We start from the raw sequence: 19,729 nt of genomic DNA on the forward strand, positions 1-19,729 counted from the left end.
AAAGACTACTTTTGAAGCTATACACACACCGCAATTTAATTAAATTGCAAGAATTAGGAAAGCGAAAACTTTCCTTTTTTTTATGCCACAAAAAAAGCTGCCTCACTTTTGAGACAGCCTCTTTTTTTTGCAACAGTGTTTTGGCTTCATTATTAAATTGAATCCCAATACATTTGGGAATGGATTTGTTTTCTTAAAAATCAGGCAACAATTATCGAAAAAATTTATTCCACAAAAAAAGCCCTGAATTTCTTCAAGGCTTTAAATTTCTGGGTGGCTGACCGGGTTCGAACCGGCGACCCGCGGCACCACAAACCGCTACTCTAACCAACTGAGCTACAACCACCATTTAACCAGCATTTCTGCTTAGCGAGTGCAAATATATAACAAAGGTTTACTTCTACAAAGAAAAATTTAAAAAAAAATGCACCTTTTTACATCAAATCCTGTAAGCTACTGACAGCCAAACATCTTTCCACAGTAAAACCTTCTGCAAAATCTTTATTAACCAGCCTTCCCAAATCCTGAGCCCTGTAATTTAAACTTTCCAGGAAATTTTTACTTGTAATGGGTGTTGCCGGCTCTTTAGAATCCGGATCATAAAATTGCGTTTTATACGCCAGGATTGCTTCTACCTTCTTTTCTTCAAAACCAGTAATATCTACTACAAAATCAGGCTCGATATTTTTCCATTGAATATAATGATACACGACTTTAGGTCTCCAGGCTTCCTGTTTCTCTCCGTTTAACGAAGTTTCAATTTTCATTAATCCTGATAAAAAACAAGAATCAGAAACCAATTTACTCCCCTTTCCGTGATCAATATGACGATCGTCAATTGCGTTACACAAAACAATCTCAGGTTTATATTTGCGAATCATTTTTATGACTTCTAACTGGTGTTTTTCATCATTAGTAAAAAATCCATCCCGCATACGTAAATTTTCCCGCACTACAACCCCTAAAATTCCAGCTGCCGCTTTTGCTTCCTGATCCCTGGTTTCTGCTGTTCCACGTGTACCTAATTCTCCACGTGTCAAATCAACAATACCTACTCTTTTACCAAGCGATACTTCCTTTAAAATGGTTCCTGCACAACCTAATTCCACATCGTCAGGATGTGCTCCAAAGGCTAATATATCTAATTTCATTTTTTTTGTTTTTTGTTTGTTTTGTTTCAGGTTTCAGGTTACGCATAGAACCTGAAACTGGAAACCTGAAACTATTTTTTTAAAACTCTTTTCATCGTCATCGATTTATTAACGCTTTCCTCCCACTCTTTTTCAGGAATACTTTCTTTGGTTATTCCGCAGCCCATATACAAAATAGCTTTGTTTTCCTGAATTTGCATACTTCGTAAATTTACGAATAAATCAGAACTTGCATTGCCTTCTAAAAAACTGCTGTTTAATTCTCCCAGGAAACCGGTATAAAAAGTCCTGTTGTAATTTTCGTTTTCTAAAATAAAGGTTTTTGCTTTTTTCTTTGGCAAACCACAGACTGCCGGTGTTGGATGTAAAGTATCAATTACTTCCTCCAAAGTAGAATTATCCTTTAATACACCCGAAATATCCGTTTTAATATGCCAGATCGATCCTGCTTTGAGACTATAAGGTTCTGAAACCACAACAGAATTGGCAACTTCTCGTAAACGTTTTACAATAAAATCGGTTACGTATTGTTGTTCGTCTTTTTCTTTTTGCTGCCAGAGAATTTCTGTTTCCAAATCTGCCTTCTGTGTTCCGGCCAGAGCTGTTGTTTCAAAAACATTTCCGTTTGCTTTCAGCAATTGTTCCGGCGTTGCTCCCATCCAAAGTCCGATTTTTGGATGAAAAAAACAATATGTAAAAGTGGTCGGATATAATTGTACCAAATGCTGAAATGCCAAAATAAAATCAAAATCTGCTAAATCTACAGCCTCACTTCTGGATAACACTACCTTTTTGAATTCACCGTTTTTAATTGCTTCAATTCCTTTTGCAACTAATTCTTCATATTGCTTTTTCGCCTCAGGATTCAAATTCAGATCATCAGTTTCAACCGATTCAAATCCTGTTTCCTCCTTATCAATTCTAATAATTTCGGATTCACTTTCCGGAATTAAAATCAACTGTTTTTCATCAAAAGAAGCAAAAACAAATCCTTTTTCGCTATAATCTGAAACTTTATATAAAGTATCATTTCGTTGTAAAAACCCAATAAGATTTGAAGCATTAGGTTTTGAATAAAGTACAAAAGGTAAATTTTGATTGTAATGTTGTATTATTTTTGAGAAAAAATTATTCATGCTCATTATTCTGCTTTCTTTTTCTCTAAAACAATATTCGTCAGTTTACAAAGCGAAATCAAATTACCAGCTTCATCGGTAATTTTGATTTCCCAAAGATGAAGGCTTCTGCCTTTGTGGATTATGCGGGCTGTTCCAAAAACAACTCCCTCCCGAATACTTTTTAAATGGTTTGCCGAAATTTCTATTCCGCGCACTTCCTGCTCTTTTGCATTGATAAAAAAATGAGAAGCGGCACTACCAACACTTTCTGCCAGAGCAACGGAAGCTCCTCCATGCAACAATCCCATAGGCTGATGAACAGATGGATTTACAGGCATTTTGGCGGTCAAAAAATCTTCTCCGGCGTCGATATATTCTATTTTTAGCGTTTCCATCAAGGTGTTTTTCGAAAACTCATTGCAATATGCTAAAATCTGTTCTTTTGTATAATTCATTAAAATTAGCTTTAAAATCGTAAAATTAAATAAAAGATAAGACACTATTTAGAAAATGCGATTCTAAAATTAAAAATCCCTTTTCGCGTATCAGATTTTTGTTATTTTTACAGAAAAACAAATCAAATGCGTCATTATTTTGTGCTCTTTATTTTCGGGATCCTTTTAACTGCCAGTTCATGCCGGACTGATTTTGATACTGTTGCCAGTTCAGGGGATTTAGAATTTTCAAAAGACACTGTTTATTTGGATACCGTTTTTAAAAACATCGGATCGAGCACTTATAACTTAAAAGTTTATAACCGAGGTAAAGACGATATCAACATTCCGGTTATTAAGTTAAAAAACGGTTTGAACTCAAAATACCGAATGACCGTTGATGGAATGAACGGAAATAATGGCAAGATTTTCAACAATGTGACGCTTTTAGCCAAAGACAGTTTGTATATTTTTATCGAAACCACAGCAGATATTACCGATGCTAATCCAGTTGATTTTTTATATACCGATGAAATTCAGTTTGACAGCGGCTCAAATCTGCAAAAAGTAGCTTTGGTAACTCTAATTCAGGATGCTGTATTTTTATATCCGAAGAAAAATCCTGATGGATCCAAAGAAAAAATTGAGATTGACGGTAAAGACGTTGACGGATTTTATCTGGATGAAAATGATGAAACAAACGGAAATGAGTTACTTTTTACAAATAATAAACCTTACGTAATTTACGGATATGCAGGAGTTCCCGAAAACAAAACGGTAACTTTTGAAGCAGGGGCCAGAGTGCATTTTCATGATAATTCAGGACTCTATATAAGCAATAAAGCTTCATTTCAAGTCAATGGAAATATATCTACAACTAAGAATTTAGAAAAAGAAGTTATTTTTGAAGGCGATCGCTTAGAACCTGAATATTCTGATGTTCCCGGACAATGGAATTCGGTTATATTCGCTGACGGAAGTACGAATCATTCCATCAATCATTTAACTCTAAAGAATGCTAAAATTGGTCTGGATATACGAAATCAGGATGCCACCACTTTTCAGATTAAAAATACGCAGATTTACGATTGTTCCAATTATGGAATCCTGGCTCAAAACGCTAAAATTAACGGAGAAAATATCGTTATAAATTATGCCGGCTTGGCAACTTTATCATGCGTTTACGGAGGCGATTATAAATTTACTCACTGCACATTTAATAACACCTGGTCCGGCGGACAACAATTTGCTGTTAATTTAAGTAACAAACTGTCAGGTGCAACACCGGAAACGAATCCGCTTACTCAGGCTACTTTTAATAATTGTATCATTTATGGTTCGAATAGCAACGAATTCAATTTAGATAAAAATGCAAATACGGCTTTTGCTTATCAGTTAAATAATTGTTTGCTGAAATTTGGCAGCACATCAAATCCTGATTATCAATTTGGAACAGATACAGCACATTATAACGCTATTATTTTAAACGAAAACCCGAAGTTTTTCAACATTAACCTGAATAAACTTAACATTGACAATACTTCTGCCGCTTTCGCGAAAGGAAATCAGGCATATAATATTCCGCTGGATATTATCGGAAACACAAGGACCTCTCCTCCTGATTTGGGTGCTTATCAAAATAAAGATTTTCCGAAAAAATAAAATTTTAATTAAAGTTTTTACACTTAAAATAGTATTATGCCTAATATATATGAAGTCAAATTTTTTATTGCTATTATCTCTGTTAATTTCCAGCACTACATTTGCTCAAAATACAACAATTGTCAAATGTGATTCTATTTATAAAGGCAAAGGAATTACAATAAAATTAAAAAAATTTGAAACTGAAAAACAAGGCTATTTCGGCGAGAAAAATTCAATTTTAACCATCAGCCAAAAACTAAATGGCAAAAATTCTGTACTGATAAAAGATTCCATTTTTAGTCTTTTGCAGGAAATAAAATTCCAGGATTACAACAACGATAGTATTAAAGATATTTTGATTCAAAATATTTCTGATGTGAGAAGTAACTGGACTTATAACCTCTATTTATACAATTTAAAAACCAATAGTTTCAAAAAAGTTAAGGGCTTTGAAGAAATTAAAAACCCTGGTTATAATTCAAAATATAAAATTATTGAAAGCCATGTGATGTCCGGCAGAAACTGGACTGGATTCTACACCATCAAAAACAATAAAATTGATGATTACAAAATCGAAATTACCGATGATGGAAGCAGTAAATATAAAAAAGAATATCAAAAAGCAATTAAAAAGATTTCAGCAAAAAAATAAGTCTTTGTTTCTTTGAGCCTTTACAACTAAGAAAAACAACCGCAAGAAATACATCTAAATTTAAACATCAGTTAACGTTTTCGATTCATAAAAATAGTATTTTTGATACAATAAAATTTTAAGTAATTAAAATTCAATTATTTAAAACTCTATTCAAACCAAATCTTTAAAACTATAATTATGAAAAAAAACTACTTTTTACTGTTTTCTGTTATTGGTTTTTCTCAAATTCCTTCTGGTTATTACAATACTGCAACCGGAACGGGCTACACTTTAAAAACACAATTGTATAACATTATTAAAGGCCATACTAATAATGGTTATGCAGGTTTATATACCACTTATCTAACCTCTGACGTTGATAATTTTTACGAAAACGACGGAACTATTCTGGACATGTATTCTGAAAATCCATCAGGAACTGATCCGTATACTTATACAACTGGAACGACGCAACGATGTGGAAACTATTCTGTTGAAGGCGATTGCTACAATAGAGAACACATTATTCCGCAGTCTGTTTTTAATGAACAGTCGCCAATGGTTGCCGATGCACATTTTATAACACCAACAGATGGAAAAGTAAACGGAGTACGTTCTAATTATCCGCATGGAAACGTAAGTTCTGCCACTTATACTTCTCAAAATGGAAGCAAATTAGGATCAAGTGCAGTTTCAGGATATTCAGGAACTGTTTTTGAACCTGTAAACGCTTTTAAAGGTGATATTGCGAGAATGTATTTTTACTTTGCCACAAGGTATGAAAATACAGTTGCCGGATATTCCTATGCCATGTTTAATGGCTCCAGCAACCAAACATTTACAACAGCATTTTTAAATGTTTTGTTATCCTGGCATGCGCAGGATCCTGTGAGTGCAAGAGAAATTGCGAGAAATAATGCAATTTATGCCCGCCAAAATAACAGAAATCCATACATTGATCATCCTGAATATGTAAATCAAATTTGGGGCGGAACTCCTCCTTCCGGAGATACTCAAGCCCCAACAACTCCAACAAGTTTAGCTTCAACCACAAAAACGGCAACTTCAATTTCACTTAGCTGGACAGCCTCTACAGATAATATAGCCGTAACAGGGTATGATGTTTATGCAAATAGTGTTTTAAAAACAACTGTTTCAGGAACAACAGCTATTATTACAGGATTAACAGCATCTACTGCTTATTCAATTTATGTAAAAGCAAAAGATGCGGCCGGAAATGCTTCTGCTTCAAGCAATACCATTTCGGTTACAACCAACAGCAGCGGAACAGGAACTGCGACAGATTTGCTTTTCTCTGAATATATTGAAGGTTCAGGAAATAATAAAGCTTTAGAAATTGCCAACAATACTGGAAGTTCTGTAAACTTATCTGCTTACACGATTAAAAAACAGACAAACGGTGCTGGTTCATGGAGCATAGGATTAGCGTTAACTGGAACTTTAGCAACAGGAAACAAATTTGTTGTGGTAAACAGTTCAATGTCATCAAGCTGTTTTTCTACGAGTTCTGCTAATATTTCAACAACGGTAACAGAACTTACTTTTAACGGAAATGATGCTGTTGGTTTATTCAAAAATGGCATTTTGATTGACATCATCGGAACATTTTCAGGCGGAACAGCCAATTTTGCAGCTGATGTCACTTTAAGAAGAAAATCAACTGTAACTTCTCCAAGCACAACTTTCAACTTAAACACTCAATGGGATTCGTTTTCACAAGATACCTGCAATAATTTAGCAAGCAAAAAAACACTAATTGCTGAAATAGAAAACGAAGAAATTATTTCAGATTCAAATAAAATTTTAATTTATCCAAATCCTTCTGATGGCAATCTAAATATCAGGCTGGGTAATTCAGACAAACCGTATTCAATTGAGATTATTTCACTTTCAGGACAAAAAAATTTCGAAAAACAGAATACAAAAGATTCGGAAATCACAGTAAGCAATCTTGCTAGAGGAACTTACATTCTAAAAATTATACAAGAAGAAAAAACAGTGACCAAAAAGATAATAATCAACTAAATAAAAGTTACATTTTCATTAAATAAAAAGCGGCAAATTGCCGCTTTTTTTATTGAATTGAATTGACTAAATTTGCACCTTCAAAACAACAAACTACACAAATGATCCATTTCTTTGAAAACCAAAGCAAAACTGTTTTTGCCGTACAAACGCAAAACGAAATTTCAGCTCAAGACATTTCAAAATTAAACTGGCTTTTTGCCAACGCAAGTAAGATAGAAAAATCTGCATTAACAGGATTTTTTGTTGGTCCGCGTGCTACAATGATTACCCCTTGGAGCACAAATGCTGTAGAAATCACTCAAAATATGGGAATTCCGGGCATTATCAGAATTGAAGAATTTCATCCTGCAACCGAAACCTTCACCGATTTTGATCCGATGCTTTCTCAAAAATTCAACGAATTAGATCAGGAAATCTTCACGATCAACATTCAGCCAGAACCAATTTTGGAAATTGATGATATTGCGACTTACAACAAAGTTGAAGGTTTAGCTTTAAGCGAAGAAGAAGTTGATTACTTAAACAATCTTTCTGCAAAACTTGGAAGAAAACTAACTGACTCTGAGATTTTTGCTTTCTCACAAGCGAATTCAGAGCACTGCCGTCACAAAATTTTCAACGGAACATTTGTTATCGATGGTGAAGAAAAAGAAACTTCTCTTTTTAAATTAATCAAAAAAACATCACAGGAAAACCCTAACGATATTGTGTCTGCTTACAAAGACAACGTTGCTTTTGTAAAAGGACCAAAAGTGCAGCAATTTGCACCAAAATCGGCTGATAAACCTGATTTTTACGAAATAAAAGAATTTGATTCGGTTTTATCTTTAAAAGCCGAAACACACAATTTCCCAACAACTGTTGAGCCTTTCAATGGTGCTGCAACAGGATCTGGAGGAGAAATACGTGATCGTTTAGCAGGAGGACAAGGTTCACTTCCTTTAGCTGGAACTGCTGTTTACATGACTTCATATTCTCGTTTGAACAACGACAGAAAATGGGAAAATGCAGTGGAAGAAAGAAAATGGTTGTACCAAACTCCAATGGATATTTTGATCAAAGCTTCAAACGGGGCTTCTGATTTCGGAAATAAATTTGGGCAGCCGCTTATTACAGGTTCTGTTTTAACTTTTGAACACGAAGAAGAAAACAGAAAAATTGGTTACGATAAAGTAATCATGCAAGCGGGTGGAATTGGTTACGGAAAATTAAATCAAGCTATAAAAAACAAACCACAAGAAGGCGATAAAATCGTAATTCTTGGTGGGGAAAATTATAGAATCGGAATGGGTGGTGCTGCGGTTTCTTCTGCAGATACAGGCGCTTTTGGTTCAGGAATTGAATTGAATGCGATTCAGCGTTCAAATCCGGAGATGCAAAAGCGTGCTGCAAATGCGATTCGTGGTTTGGTAGAAAGCGACAATAACCCAATTGTTTCGATTCACGATCACGGTGCTGGCGGACACTTAAACTGTCTTTCTGAATTGGTTGAAGAGACTGGAGGTTTGATCGATTTAGATAAATTGCCTGTTGGAGACCCTACTCTTTCTGCAAAAGAAATTATTGGTAACGAATCTCAGGAAAGAATGGGATTGGTTATTGGTCAAAAAGACATCGATACTTTACAGAGAATCGCTGACAGAGAGCGTTCACCAATGTACGAAGTTGGAGATGTAACGGGAGATCACCGTTTTACTTTCGAATCAAAATCTAACGGTTCTAAACCAATGGATTATGCTTTAGAAGATTTCTTCGGAAGTTCGCCTAAAACCATCATGACAGATAAAAAAGTAGATCGTAAATATGCTGATGTTGCTTACAACGCAGGGGATTTTGAAAGCTACTTAAAAGATGTTTTACGTTTAGAGGCTGTTGCTTCTAAAGACTGGTTAACAAACAAAGTGGATCGTTGTGTCGGTGGAAAAGTAGCGAAACAGCAAAATGCAGGTCCGTTACAATTGCCTTTGAACAATGTGGGTGTAATGGCTTTGGATTATTTAGGAAAAGAAGGAATCGCAACTTCTATCGGGCACGCTCCTATTGCAGCTTTGATTGACCCTGCTGCAGGTTCCAGAAATGCAATTGCAGAATCATTATCTAACTTAGTTTGGGCTCCAATTATTAACGGAATAAAAGGTGTTTCTCTTTCTGCAAACTGGATGTGGGCTTGTAAAAACGAAGGTGAAGACGCTCGTTTATACGAAGCTGTTCAGGCTTGTTCAGATTTTGCAATCGAATTGGGAATCAATATTCCGACTGGAAAAGATTCACTTTCAATGAAACAAAAATATCCAAACGACGAAGTAATTGCGCCGGGAACGGTTATTATTTCTGCTGCCGGAAACTGTACAGACATTAGAAAAGTGGTTGAACCTGTTTTACAAAAAGACGGAGATTCAATTTATTATATCAATTTGTCTCAGGATGATTTCAAATTAGGAGGTTCGTCTTTTGCACAAATTAGAAACACAATCGGAAACGAAACTTCTACAATTAAAGATTCGGCTTTCTTTAAAAATGCATTTAATACGATTCAGGAATTAATTGGTGAAAACCAAATTTTAGCCGGACACGATATTGGAAGTGGCGGTTTGATCACGACTTTATTAGAAATGTGTTTTGCTGATGTGAATTTGGGAGCAAAAATTGATTTCAGCGCTTTCGCAGAAAAAGATTTATTGAAAATCCTTTTCGCAGAAAACATTGCAATCGTATTCCAAGCAAAATCGGATGCAGCTGTTGAAGCTAAGTTAAATGCTAATAACATTGAATTCTTCAAATTAGGTTCAGTTCAGGAAACTGCAAGTTTGGAATTTGGAGATTATAAATTAGACATTCCAACATATAGAGATGTTTGGTTCGAAACTTCTTATTTATTAGATCAAAAACAATCTAAAAACGGAACAGCAAAAGCTCGTTTTGAAAACTATAAAAATCAGGTTTTAAATTATACTTTCCCTGCGCATTTTACAGGAAAAAAACCAGAAATCGACAATTCTAAACCAAGACCAAAAGCAGCAATTATTCGTGAAAAAGGAAGTAACTCTGAGCGTGAAATGGCAAATGCTATGTATTTGGCTGGATTTGATGTAAAAGATGTTCACATGACGGATTTAATTTCTGGTCGTGAAACGCTTGAAGATATTCAGTTTATTGGAGCAGTTGGTGGATTCTCTAACTCAGACGTTTTAGGTTCTGCTAAAGGTTGGGCTGGAGCTTTCTTATACAACGAAAAAGCAAAAACTGCTTTAGACAATTTCTTCAAAAGAGAAGATACTTTATCTGTCGGAATCTGTAACGGATGCCAGTTGTTTATGGAATTAGAAGTAATTAATCCGGAACACGAAATTCACGGAAAAATGCACCATAACGAAAGCCAGAAACACGAAAGTATCTTTACTTCTGTAAAAGTTCAGGAAAACAATTCGGTTATGTTATCGACTTTGGCCGGAAGCACTTTGGGAGTTTGGGTTTCTCACGGAGAAGGTAAATTCAAATTGCCTTATGCTGAAGATCAATACAACATTGTTTCTAAATATGCTTACGAAGGATATCCAGCAAACCCTAACGGTTCTGATTACAACACGGCAATGATGTGCGACAAAACCGGAAGACATTTGGTGATGATGCCTCACATTGAGCGTTCAACTTTCCAATGGAACTGGGCGCATTATCCAAAAGACAGAAACGACGAAGTTTCTCCATGGCATGAAGCGTTTGTAAACGCCAGAAAATGGATTGAGAAAAACTAAATTTAATTTTTTACTACCATAGACAGCCTCAGCAAAATGTATTGCTGAGGCTTTTTTTTTTTAAATTATTATAAGTTCTAAGGTAATATTGCGTGTAACTTTTAAGTTAAATTCAAAAATGAACAGTTATTTTCTTGCAAAAATTAAAGTATATTAGCCAAAGAAATACCCATTTCAAAAAGAGTTCAAAACCCAAAACCTACGTAAAATGAAATTCCTAAAAACATTCCTTTTTATCTTATTTTTTGTTATTGTAAAATCACATTCACAAGTTCAGGTTGATCAAATCGTATATAAGTCAAAAGAGCATTATATCACCACTACACTTCCTTATCATATCACGGGTACATTCCTGCCTCCTGACAAAAAAGAGCCAAGCACGGTTTTAAATGAAGATGGAACCGGCGTGATCCAATATGACGATATGACGAAGAAAAAAATAAATTGGGGAATCGAATGCAACTGGGAAGGCACCGCTATACGTAAAGACGGATATAACAGTGCCTCATATACATTTTGGTACAGAACAGAAGACAGCGACGAATAGATGTACAGCCAGTTTTCTATTCATTTTCTTAAGAAAAAAATGTTTTTGATGGGCGAAAGAACAAAAATTTACGAGGATTACAATGTACAATAAACATTTGGCCTGCTCTAAATCATTGTAATGATTCATTTTTAATTATTGTAAATCTTCAAAATATCAATCAACTTAACCACATTATTAATTCCGAGTTTTTCAAAAATCCTGCTTTTGAAAGTGCTGACAGTTGTCATTTGGATATTTAATTTATTGGATATTTCGATATTTCCATCCCCGCCGACCAGAAGTTCTGCTACTTCGATTTCCCTCTCCGACAGTTTTTCTAAGGGATTTACTGGCAGATTATACAAAGCATTTTCGATAATTTTATTTTTTACAACGTTGCTTATATATTTGCCTGTTTTAATTACAGATTCAATGGCCTGAATAATTTCTTCATCTTTACTGTATTTATTTAAAAAACCATTGGCTCCTGCATGGATATAACGCAGAGCGTAATGCGATTCATCATAAGCAGAAAACATCATAATCAACAAGTCCGGATATTTTAACCGAATCTCCTGAACCATTTTTGTACTATTGCCTCCTGGAATACTGATGTCTAAAAAAATTAAATCCTGGTTTTCTTTTAATTTACTTAGAAGATCTTCAAAACTATCAGCATGGGCAATTTCAACCTCTTTGCAAATGCTTTTCAATAACAAAGAAAGACCATGCCGCACTACGCTATGATCGTCAACTAGTAAAACTTTAAATTTATTTTTCATGGGGCTATAAAACAATTTCGAAGTACAAATTTTTCTTAATTAATACTACTATCTCAAAATTCAAATTGATGTAATATGGTAAATTTCTATTATAAATTATCCATTTAATCACTAATCTGCTAGCATGACTTTAGTTAATCATTAATAAAACCTGATTTATCATTAACAAAATTCATAGATAAACATATTTCAGCAATTAAATTTAATAACATATACGGGATTTTCAGGATTTAAGTTTTTAAATCGTTGTATAACGTTATTATTTAAAAAAAAAACGAGAATTTTCTGTAGATGAAGGCCTTTAAAATATTTAGCAGAATGAACCTTTAAAATATCAAAGCAATATAAATACAATTTTAAATCCGATATATTAGTTAGAATCATTTATCTATCAAAGCTAAAAAATAAAGAAAGAAAAACATTGTAGAATTAATTCTACACAAGATTAATCGATCGACTACAAATTTCTCTCCTTTTAATAGTGAAATTTGTTCTTTTAAAAAACTTCACTAATTGATACCCTGCATTTAGAAATAACTCAGTAATTAAAGTATTCAATAAAAAATACAATGCATACAAAATCAATATATTATCTGTTAATCGCAATTCTTTTTTTCTCCTTAAAATCTTTTGCCCAAAAAGATATGTATGCGGGAATAGAAATTGGAAGTAAAGGAATAAAATTTTCGGTAATTGATGTAAATAATATCAAAAAAGGTGATTACAGCATCATTGCTTTCTGGACAGAAAATGTTGGTATTGCTAAAAATATTTCTATTGATGGCAGCCTTGCCCAGGATGATATAAATAATGCGGTAAATATTGTCTACGGGAATTTGATGACCATTAAAAGAAAGTATAATGTTGCTGATGAAAATATTTTTATTGTCGGCTCCTCGGGAGTAGCAATGGCGAATAATACGACAGATTTAATTAATAAAATAAAATCCCTGACCAACAAGGATCTTGATTTTATTGATGCTGATACTGAGGGTAAAATGCTCCTAAAAGGTTCTATACCTCCAACAGAATATGGTGACGCATTAATCCTTGATATTGGAGGAGGCAATACCAAAGGAGGATACGTAAATGTGCTGGAAAACAAATTTGAGTTTTTCCCTCTAAACCTGGAATATGGTACGATTACTTTAACAGAAGCTATAAATAAAACCATTGTAATCCCAAGTGAGATTAATAGTATGTCTGTTTACAAGGAGAAAGCATTTGAATACGCTCCTGTGCTGAGAGAAAAGATAAAGGACGTGCTAAAATCTAAGCCAACTTCATTAAATAAAAAGAAAATTTATTTATCAGGCGGTGCTCTTTGGGCTTTTACTACTCTTTTTTATAACCAAAATAATGAGGATGACCATTTCGTACCATTGCAATTGCAGGACATTATTGACTATGATGCCGTCTTGAAAAATAATTTTACTGCATACGAAAACCTGGCTAAAACCAATAAAAATGCGGAGAAAGTTATAAATACCTATACTCAGAGGCATTTAATTGCTGCCAATACTATTTTGATAGCCAGCCTGGAGAGCATTCCTAATCTGAAGTCAAAAAAAATATATTTTGCCAAAGAAGGGCAAATTGCATGGTTAGTATCGTATGTAGTGGACCGTTCAAAAAAGATTAAGAGTGTTTTTTAACATTTAGAAACAAAAAATTCAATAAAAACAATTAAAAACAATTTATAATGTCAGATTTTTTACAACAGTTTGGGGATGAAATTAAGAAAAACGTTCCTGGTTACATCGCAATTGCGATAACCGAAATTAAAAGTGGTATTTCTTATTACAGTAATTCCGCAGTATCCAGTTTTGATCCTGAACTAGCTTCTGCCTTCAATCTTGAGGTAGTTAAAGCAAAACTGAATGCCATAAATGCACTTGGATTATCCCAATCAATCGATGAAATCATGATTTCGCTTACAGAACAGATTCACATCATTGACATTTCAGAAAACAATGAATATTTTATTTATTTAGCAGTAGATTCTACAAAAGCCAATTTAGGATTAACCAGAGCTTTACTGAATAAATACAAAAAAGAGATTTCAGGTAAATTATAATGCTTTGCAAATCTTGCCTGAATATTAAATCTGATGAAACTGAATGAAGTTCTCCTAAATAATTGAGAAATTTACTTCGTGATTAAAAAGCTTATTGAGAATTATTTCAATAAGCTTTTTTAATTGTATTGCTATAATAAAATTGGGCTGGCATTTGTTTGTGATAAACGGATCCTATTCTACTCTATTTTTGATTCAGAAAACAGCGATTGAATAATTTTAGCTTTGATATGTTCTTTTTCTTTTTTTACAATAAAGATCAGCTGATATGCCAAAATAAAGCCTGCAAACCCAAGGCAGGACAGGAATATCCAGTTTGCTTTATAGCCGTACAATTCAATAATTGCCATGCCCGATTTGGTACTTAATATATGGGCAATACTATAACTCATTGTAAAAGCAGCCATGAATTTACCTTCCTGTTTTTTAAGAGACCTTTTTTTAACAAATGAATTAGCAAACGGAAAAGTCAGCATGATACCAATTGTCATAAAAATCATCATCAAAATTAAGGCTGTAACATTGTGTTCAATCAATAAAAATAAATAACTAATGCTCATAGCAAGAATGCCGTAAGAAACCATTAGAAGTTTATTGATGTTTCGCGATTCTACAAAAGAAACAATTGAGAGTTCAAAAAGTAATATTATCACTCCGTTTAAAGCCAGAAACAAACCGCTTTCGACACTTGTAAAGTTAAAGACTTCCTTATAATAAAGGGATAAGGTAGTAAACATCTGAAAAAATAATATCCCTGTTATCAGTGTAACTACCAGATGTATTAAAAATGGTTTATCTTCTAGTAATGAATTTTCTTCTTTTAAGTATTTAAAGGCATTGAGCTTATAGAGTAGTTTTTTCTCTTTCACAAAAAAAGCAAATAATAAAATACTCAAAATACAGGTCAGCCCGTCAATGTAAAATAAAAAGCTGTAATTTGAAAGAGTAATAATAATTCCACCAATCAAAGGCCCAAACATAAAACCTAAATTAACTGAGGAACGAATTAAGGATATTGCTTTTGTACGTTCTTTTTTGTCTGCGTAAGTATCTAATGAAACCAGCATTGCAGGCCTGTACATATCAGAAATTGTGGTAAGGAGTAAAACACCAAAACAGAAGCTGTAAAAAGTAGTTAGAAACTGAAGCAGAATAAATAGTAAACCACTTGTGAAAAGACTAAACACCATTACTTTGTAAAAACCTATTTTATCTGACAATTTACCACTAATCCACGTTCCGATAAAAGAACCAGTACCAAAAAAAACCATAACCCAACCGATCTGACTATAACTAAAGTGCAATTCTTCCAGCATGTATTTAGAAAGGAACGGTACAACCATTGCACCCAGCCTGTTAACAAATGTAGTCACCGCAAGAACTTTTACCTCCGTAGAAAACTGCGTAAAATTTTTAATATAATTTTTAAGTAATCGTATTATCATATGTTTTGCACTTATATTTATTCTAAAATTTAATTGGATATTTTACATTTAAGCAACTTCATATTGTCATAGTTTAATTTCGTAGTAATAATAATTTGAAATAAAACTTTTCCTGATGAAGCCAAAACTTTCGTAAAGCTGGTGCGCTGCAAAATTTTCGGTATCAGTATTTAATGAAATATGCTTCACATTATTTATCCGGGCATTGTTAAAACATGCTGTCATGATTTCCCTGCCAATTGATTTTCTTCTAAAATCTGTTTTGACATACAGATAGGAGATATGCCAATTGTATTCAAGAATAGACAATGGGTTTATTTTATAATGCAATACCGCAAAAGCAACTACTATATCCTGCTGCTTTTTGACAAATATTTTTGCCTTATTCCGGCTTAATTTATCTTTAATAAACAGCACAGCATTTTCTAAATTAAGCAGTTTCTCATCAATTAGTTTAGATTCATAAATAATGTCTTTTACCGAGTCAAAATCATTAGGGGTAATCTCATATACATCATTTAATTTATTCATATCAAATTTCCACCAACGCTTAATTTACATTAGCTTAACAAAAGCAAATTTAATTTTTATACGAGAAAAAAAAGATGCTTTAGAGTCGAATAACATTAATGCTGGTGTAGAATTAAAACTACATGAGAATAGCTATAAAAACAAAAAAAGTCCGAAAAAAATTCGGACGTTTGTTTTATTATATGTTTTATAACTAGTTACTCAGTACAGTCCACTTTAGTCAATGTATTTTTCGAATCAAATTTCAATTTCTTTTTATCTTTAAAACTTACCTTATCATTAGCTGTAACAGTTTCTCCATATCCTTCGATAAAAGTTCCGTCTTTTTGCAGAAACACAACCTGTCTTACAGAAGAAACACCTTCTGAATTAAATGTATAATCAGCAATCAGGGTGTCGCCAACCATGTTCCCGATTATAGTACCTTCGTTTCTGTCTTTTCCTGCTAAATTATAGCTTAGCTTTCCATTTACTTCCTGATGCGAGTTTACGTTAAAACTCATTTCGATTACACTTCCATTCGAATTCCATGTATAACACTGATCTCCTGCAGGCTCTACAATTTCTGCTTCTTTAGGAGCGCTTGGAGTAATTTGAGGTTGCGGCTGTGTTGTTTCTTTTTTACAGGACAAAAAACTAAACATAATGATTATTAATACTGATACTTTTTTCATGATTTTTTATTTTTACTGTTTATTCCTATAAAATTAATTCAATATAAAAAAAATCCACTCTTATCAGGAGTGGATTTTTTTTATATAATTTCCATATTAGGAATTGAATTTGTTTCATTAAGATACATCAACTGTAGTGCGTTCTGCAATCTCTTTGTATGTACCATTAACTAATTTTTCGCGAATAGCTTCGAACGCTGTAAGTGTCTCTTCAATATCCGCCAAAGTGTGAGAAGCTGTAGGAATCATTCTTAATAAAATAATCCCTTTTGGAATAACAGGATACACAACGATAGAAAGGAAAATACCATAGTTTTCTCTTAAATCGTTTACCATCACCATCGCTTCAGGAATACTTCCTTCTAAATATACTGGTGTAATACAAGTGTTTGTATCACCAATATTGAATCCTTTTTCTTTAAGGCCACTTTGCAATGCATTTACGTTTTCCCAAAGTTTATCTTTAATAGCAGAAGATTTACGCAATAATTCCAAACGTTTCAAAGAACCAAGTGTCTGAATCATTGGTAATGCTTTAGCAAACATTTGAGAACGTAAATTGTATTTTAAATAATCGATAACTGTTTTGTCAGCTGCTACGAAAGCACCAATATTCGCCATAGATTTTGCAAAAGTAGAGAAGTAAACATCAATACCATCCTGAACTCCCTGCTCTTCTCCTGCACCTGCACCTGTTTTTCCTAAAGTACCAAAACCATGTGCATCATCTACTAATAATCTGAAATTGTATTTTTCTTTGAAGGCAACGATTTCTTTTAATTTTCCCTGTTGACCACGCATTCCGAAAACACCTTCAGTAATAAATAAAATACCTCCGCCTGTTTCTTCGGCCATTTTTGTAGCACGCTGGAGGTTTTTCTCCATACTTTCCAGATCATTGTGCTTGTAGGTAAAACGTTTACCCATGTGCAAACGAACACCATCAATGATACACGCATGCGAATCTACATCGTAAACAATAATGTCATTTTTAGTCACTAAGGCATCAATGATTGAAACCATTCCCTGATAACCAAAATTCAATAAATAAGCTGATTCTTTCATTACAAATTCAGCCAGTTCATTTTCTAATTGTTCATGATATTTAGTGTGTCCAGACATCATACGCGCTCCCATTGGGTAAGCAGCCCCAAACTGTATTGCTGCCTCTGTATCTGCCTGACGAACTTCCGGATGATTTGCTAAACCTAAATAATCATTTAAACTCCAGTTTAGAATATCTTTTCCGTGAAATTTCATTCTTGGACCTAATTCACCTTCTAATTTTGGAAAAACATAATATCCTTCTGCCTGAGAAGCCCATTTTCCTAAAGGTCCTTTATTGTCCTGAATTCTTTCGAATAAATCTTTTACCATAATATAATAATGTCGTAATAATTTTAACTTAAATCAGCGAGCAAAAATAATCATTATTATTCTAAAATTCAGAGAGTCATTTATTTTTATTGAAAAATACTCAGTATAATCTATTTAACAAGACTAAACCTGAAATAATTCATAAAAAAATAAATATCAAATTAAACTTCTTTTAGTTGTTAGAGATGCCATAATTAAAGCCAGCCCCAGCACCAAAAAAATGCTAAAAATTAAAATACCCTGATAATAACCTGAAATACTTCCTTCTCCAAAAAAGAAAAACAAGCCCTGAAGAAACAACAAAACTTCTGTCAAAATATATCCTGAAATAAAGCACTTCACGCCTGTTTTTAATAGGGTAGAATTGGGAGAAAGCATTTTATTCTGAAGCAAAATCCCAAGCAAAAATCCCGTTATAATTCCTAAAGTTGTTAGGTGAATAAATCCAATTACAAAATTTCTGATTTGATGCGAAACTTCAGCTAAATTTGGAAAAATAGTCAGCAATTGGATTCCGACTTTCAGAAATAAAGAACACAAAGCCAAAACGTAAACACTTTTTGTTGTTTTACCTAAAGTATTTGTGAAATGATTGATTTGAGGTTTGAGCATTTTATAGAAGTAAATAAAAGCAGTAAACTGAATTAAAACTCCCAAACCATTAATATAACTCAAAACATCACTTTGTATAAACCATCGAACCGGAAATGCCAGCGTTAGTAATGTAGCTGTAAGCATCAAAAAGTAAAATTTACTAAACTTAACCTCATCAATTTTATTCTGAAATTGTTTTAAAAACAAAGCTAAAATTGCCAGTATAAACCAGCCATTAAACTGAAAATGAAGAAAAAACTGAATCGCAATCTGATAGAAAGCGCTTTGTTTTCCTAAAGTGCTTACGGCCGGCCCAAGGCACCAAACACCAAAAGTCGATACAATAATAAACAAAATCGAAACCAATAAAAGTCTTTGCGATGGAGATTTATCTCTCAAACTGTCTTTCCAAACCAAACGGCAAAAAACATAGCTCAATAAAATATGCATTGTTGAAAAAATAATCGAAAACAAAGCATATCCCTGGATAGGAAAAGCAATCATCATTCCGATAACCGAAAATTCTGTCAGCCAAAATAAACGGTTGTAAATAGGTTTCTGGCTTTTCTGTTTTGGAATAAAAAAATGAACAATCAAAACGAAAACAATCATATAAACCCAGCCTAACATGGCAACATGCGAATGCGCATGAAGCAGAAAACTGTAGTTTAGAAAATCTAAAGGAAAGAGATACATAAAACGCAGCAATAATCCGAAAACGCAGGCAATCAGGAAATTAAAAAAACAGCAGAGTATCCAGCTTTTTTGAGAATTCATATATTAAAGATATAGAAAAATTAAACCATATAAGTCATATAAGATTCTGTGTTGATTTCCAACTAAAATCTTATTTTTTATTAATTTTGTTGCTCAAGACAGTCATAGAACTAGTCTCTATAGCGTGTTTAAACCATTTGTGTTTGCACGCTATTTTTTTC

Annotated in this window: 16 protein-coding genes and 1 tRNA gene; 7 read left to right on the forward strand and 10 right to left on the reverse strand. The window is 33.4% G+C overall.

The window, feature by feature from the left end; genetic code table 11:
- Positions 1–272: 272 nt before the first annotated feature.
- The 4 genes from K8B81_RS20425 to K8B81_RS20440 all read right to left on the reverse strand — a co-directional run bounded on the left by K8B81_RS20425 (position 273) and on the right by K8B81_RS20440 (position 2,724).
- Positions 273–346 (reverse strand) — tRNA-His (locus K8B81_RS20425).
- Between the two features lie 88 nt (positions 347–434).
- The gene (gene bshB1, locus K8B81_RS20430; protein ID WP_223683385.1) at positions 435–1,151 is read right to left on the reverse strand and encodes a bacillithiol biosynthesis deacetylase BshB1; all 717 of its coding nucleotides are present in this window, start codon (positions 1,149–1,151) and stop codon (positions 435–437) included.
- A gap of 71 nt (positions 1,152–1,222) precedes the next feature.
- On the reverse strand, positions 1,223–2,287 hold the full coding sequence (locus K8B81_RS20435; protein ID WP_223683386.1) for a chorismate-binding protein: 1,065 nt from the start codon (positions 2,285–2,287) through the stop codon (positions 1,223–1,225).
- 5 nt (positions 2,288–2,292) lie between these two features.
- Positions 2,293–2,724 (reverse strand): PaaI family thioesterase, encoded by a 432-nt coding sequence (locus tag K8B81_RS20440; protein WP_223683387.1) that lies wholly within the window; start codon positions 2,722–2,724, stop codon positions 2,293–2,295.
- 126 nt (positions 2,725–2,850) lie between these two features.
- On the opposite strand from K8B81_RS20440, the gene K8B81_RS20445 reads away from it, so the two are divergent.
- The 5 genes from K8B81_RS20445 to K8B81_RS20465 all read left to right on the forward strand — a co-directional run bounded on the left by K8B81_RS20445 (position 2,851) and on the right by K8B81_RS20465 (position 11,329).
- On the forward strand, positions 2,851–4,365 hold the full coding sequence (locus K8B81_RS20445) for a hypothetical protein (RefSeq protein ID WP_223683388.1): 1,515 nt from the start codon (positions 2,851–2,853) through the stop codon (positions 4,363–4,365).
- A gap of 49 nt (positions 4,366–4,414) precedes the next feature.
- The gene (locus tag K8B81_RS20450) at positions 4,415–4,999 is read left to right on the forward strand and encodes an XAC2610-related protein (RefSeq protein WP_223683389.1); all 585 of its coding nucleotides are present in this window, start codon (positions 4,415–4,417) and stop codon (positions 4,997–4,999) included.
- Positions 5,000–5,179: 180 nt separating this feature from the next.
- Positions 5,180–7,027 carry an endonuclease gene (locus K8B81_RS20455; RefSeq protein ID WP_223683390.1) on the forward strand — a complete coding sequence of 616 codons (1,848 nt, stop codon included), beginning with the start codon at positions 5,180–5,182 and terminating at the stop codon, positions 7,025–7,027.
- A 101-nt stretch (positions 7,028–7,128) separates the two neighbouring features.
- Positions 7,129–10,782: a phosphoribosylformylglycinamidine synthase gene (purL, locus tag K8B81_RS20460; RefSeq protein ID WP_223683391.1), complete on the forward strand. Its 3,654-nt coding sequence runs from the start codon at positions 7,129–7,131 to the stop codon at positions 10,780–10,782.
- A gap of 208 nt (positions 10,783–10,990) precedes the next feature.
- Positions 10,991–11,329, forward strand: coding sequence for a hypothetical protein (locus K8B81_RS20465; protein WP_223683392.1), 339 nt, complete (start codon positions 10,991–10,993; stop codon positions 11,327–11,329).
- Between the two features lie 131 nt (positions 11,330–11,460).
- Here the strand turns inward: K8B81_RS20465 and K8B81_RS20470 are convergent, their stop codons facing one another.
- A complete protein-coding gene (locus tag K8B81_RS20470) occupies positions 11,461–12,093 on the reverse strand; it encodes a response regulator transcription factor (protein WP_223683393.1) in 633 nt (210 codons plus the stop codon).
- Between the two features lie 569 nt (positions 12,094–12,662).
- On the opposite strand from K8B81_RS20470, the gene K8B81_RS20475 reads away from it, so the two are divergent.
- Positions 12,663–13,748 carry a Ppx/GppA phosphatase family protein gene (locus tag K8B81_RS20475; RefSeq protein WP_223683394.1) on the forward strand — a complete coding sequence of 362 codons (1,086 nt, stop codon included), beginning with the start codon at positions 12,663–12,665 and terminating at the stop codon, positions 13,746–13,748.
- A gap of 47 nt (positions 13,749–13,795) precedes the next feature.
- On the forward strand, positions 13,796–14,170 hold the full coding sequence (locus K8B81_RS20480; RefSeq protein WP_223683395.1) for a hypothetical protein: 375 nt from the start codon (positions 13,796–13,798) through the stop codon (positions 14,168–14,170).
- Between the two features lie 179 nt (positions 14,171–14,349).
- On the opposite strand, the gene K8B81_RS20485 is transcribed toward K8B81_RS20480, so the two are convergent.
- The 5 genes from K8B81_RS20485 to K8B81_RS20505 all read right to left on the reverse strand — a co-directional run bounded on the left by K8B81_RS20485 (position 14,350) and on the right by K8B81_RS20505 (position 19,568).
- A complete protein-coding gene (locus tag K8B81_RS20485) occupies positions 14,350–15,543 on the reverse strand; it encodes an MFS transporter (RefSeq protein ID WP_317196971.1) in 1,194 nt (397 codons plus the stop codon).
- Positions 15,544–15,681: 138 nt separating this feature from the next.
- The gene (locus tag K8B81_RS20490; protein ID WP_223683397.1) at positions 15,682–16,146 is read right to left on the reverse strand and encodes a GNAT family N-acetyltransferase; all 465 of its coding nucleotides are present in this window, start codon (positions 16,144–16,146) and stop codon (positions 15,682–15,684) included.
- 197 nt (positions 16,147–16,343) lie between these two features.
- Positions 16,344–16,820 carry a hypothetical protein gene (locus K8B81_RS20495; RefSeq protein WP_223683398.1) on the reverse strand — a complete coding sequence of 159 codons (477 nt, stop codon included), beginning with the start codon at positions 16,818–16,820 and terminating at the stop codon, positions 16,344–16,346.
- A 117-nt stretch (positions 16,821–16,937) separates the two neighbouring features.
- Positions 16,938–18,197, reverse strand: a complete 1,260-nt coding sequence (locus K8B81_RS20500; protein ID WP_223683399.1) for an aminotransferase class I/II-fold pyridoxal phosphate-dependent enzyme — start codon at positions 18,195–18,197, stop codon at positions 16,938–16,940.
- 156 nt (positions 18,198–18,353) lie between these two features.
- Complete coding sequence (locus K8B81_RS20505) at positions 18,354–19,568, reverse strand: cbb3-type cytochrome c oxidase subunit I (protein ID WP_223683400.1); 1,215 nt, start codon at positions 19,566–19,568, stop codon at positions 18,354–18,356.
- Positions 19,569–19,729: the final 161 nt, after the last annotated feature.

It is taken from the genome of Flavobacterium hibisci, assembly GCF_020026925.1.
In the GTDB taxonomy this organism is placed as follows: Bacteria; Bacteroidota; Bacteroidia; order Flavobacteriales; family Flavobacteriaceae; genus Flavobacterium; species Flavobacterium hibisci.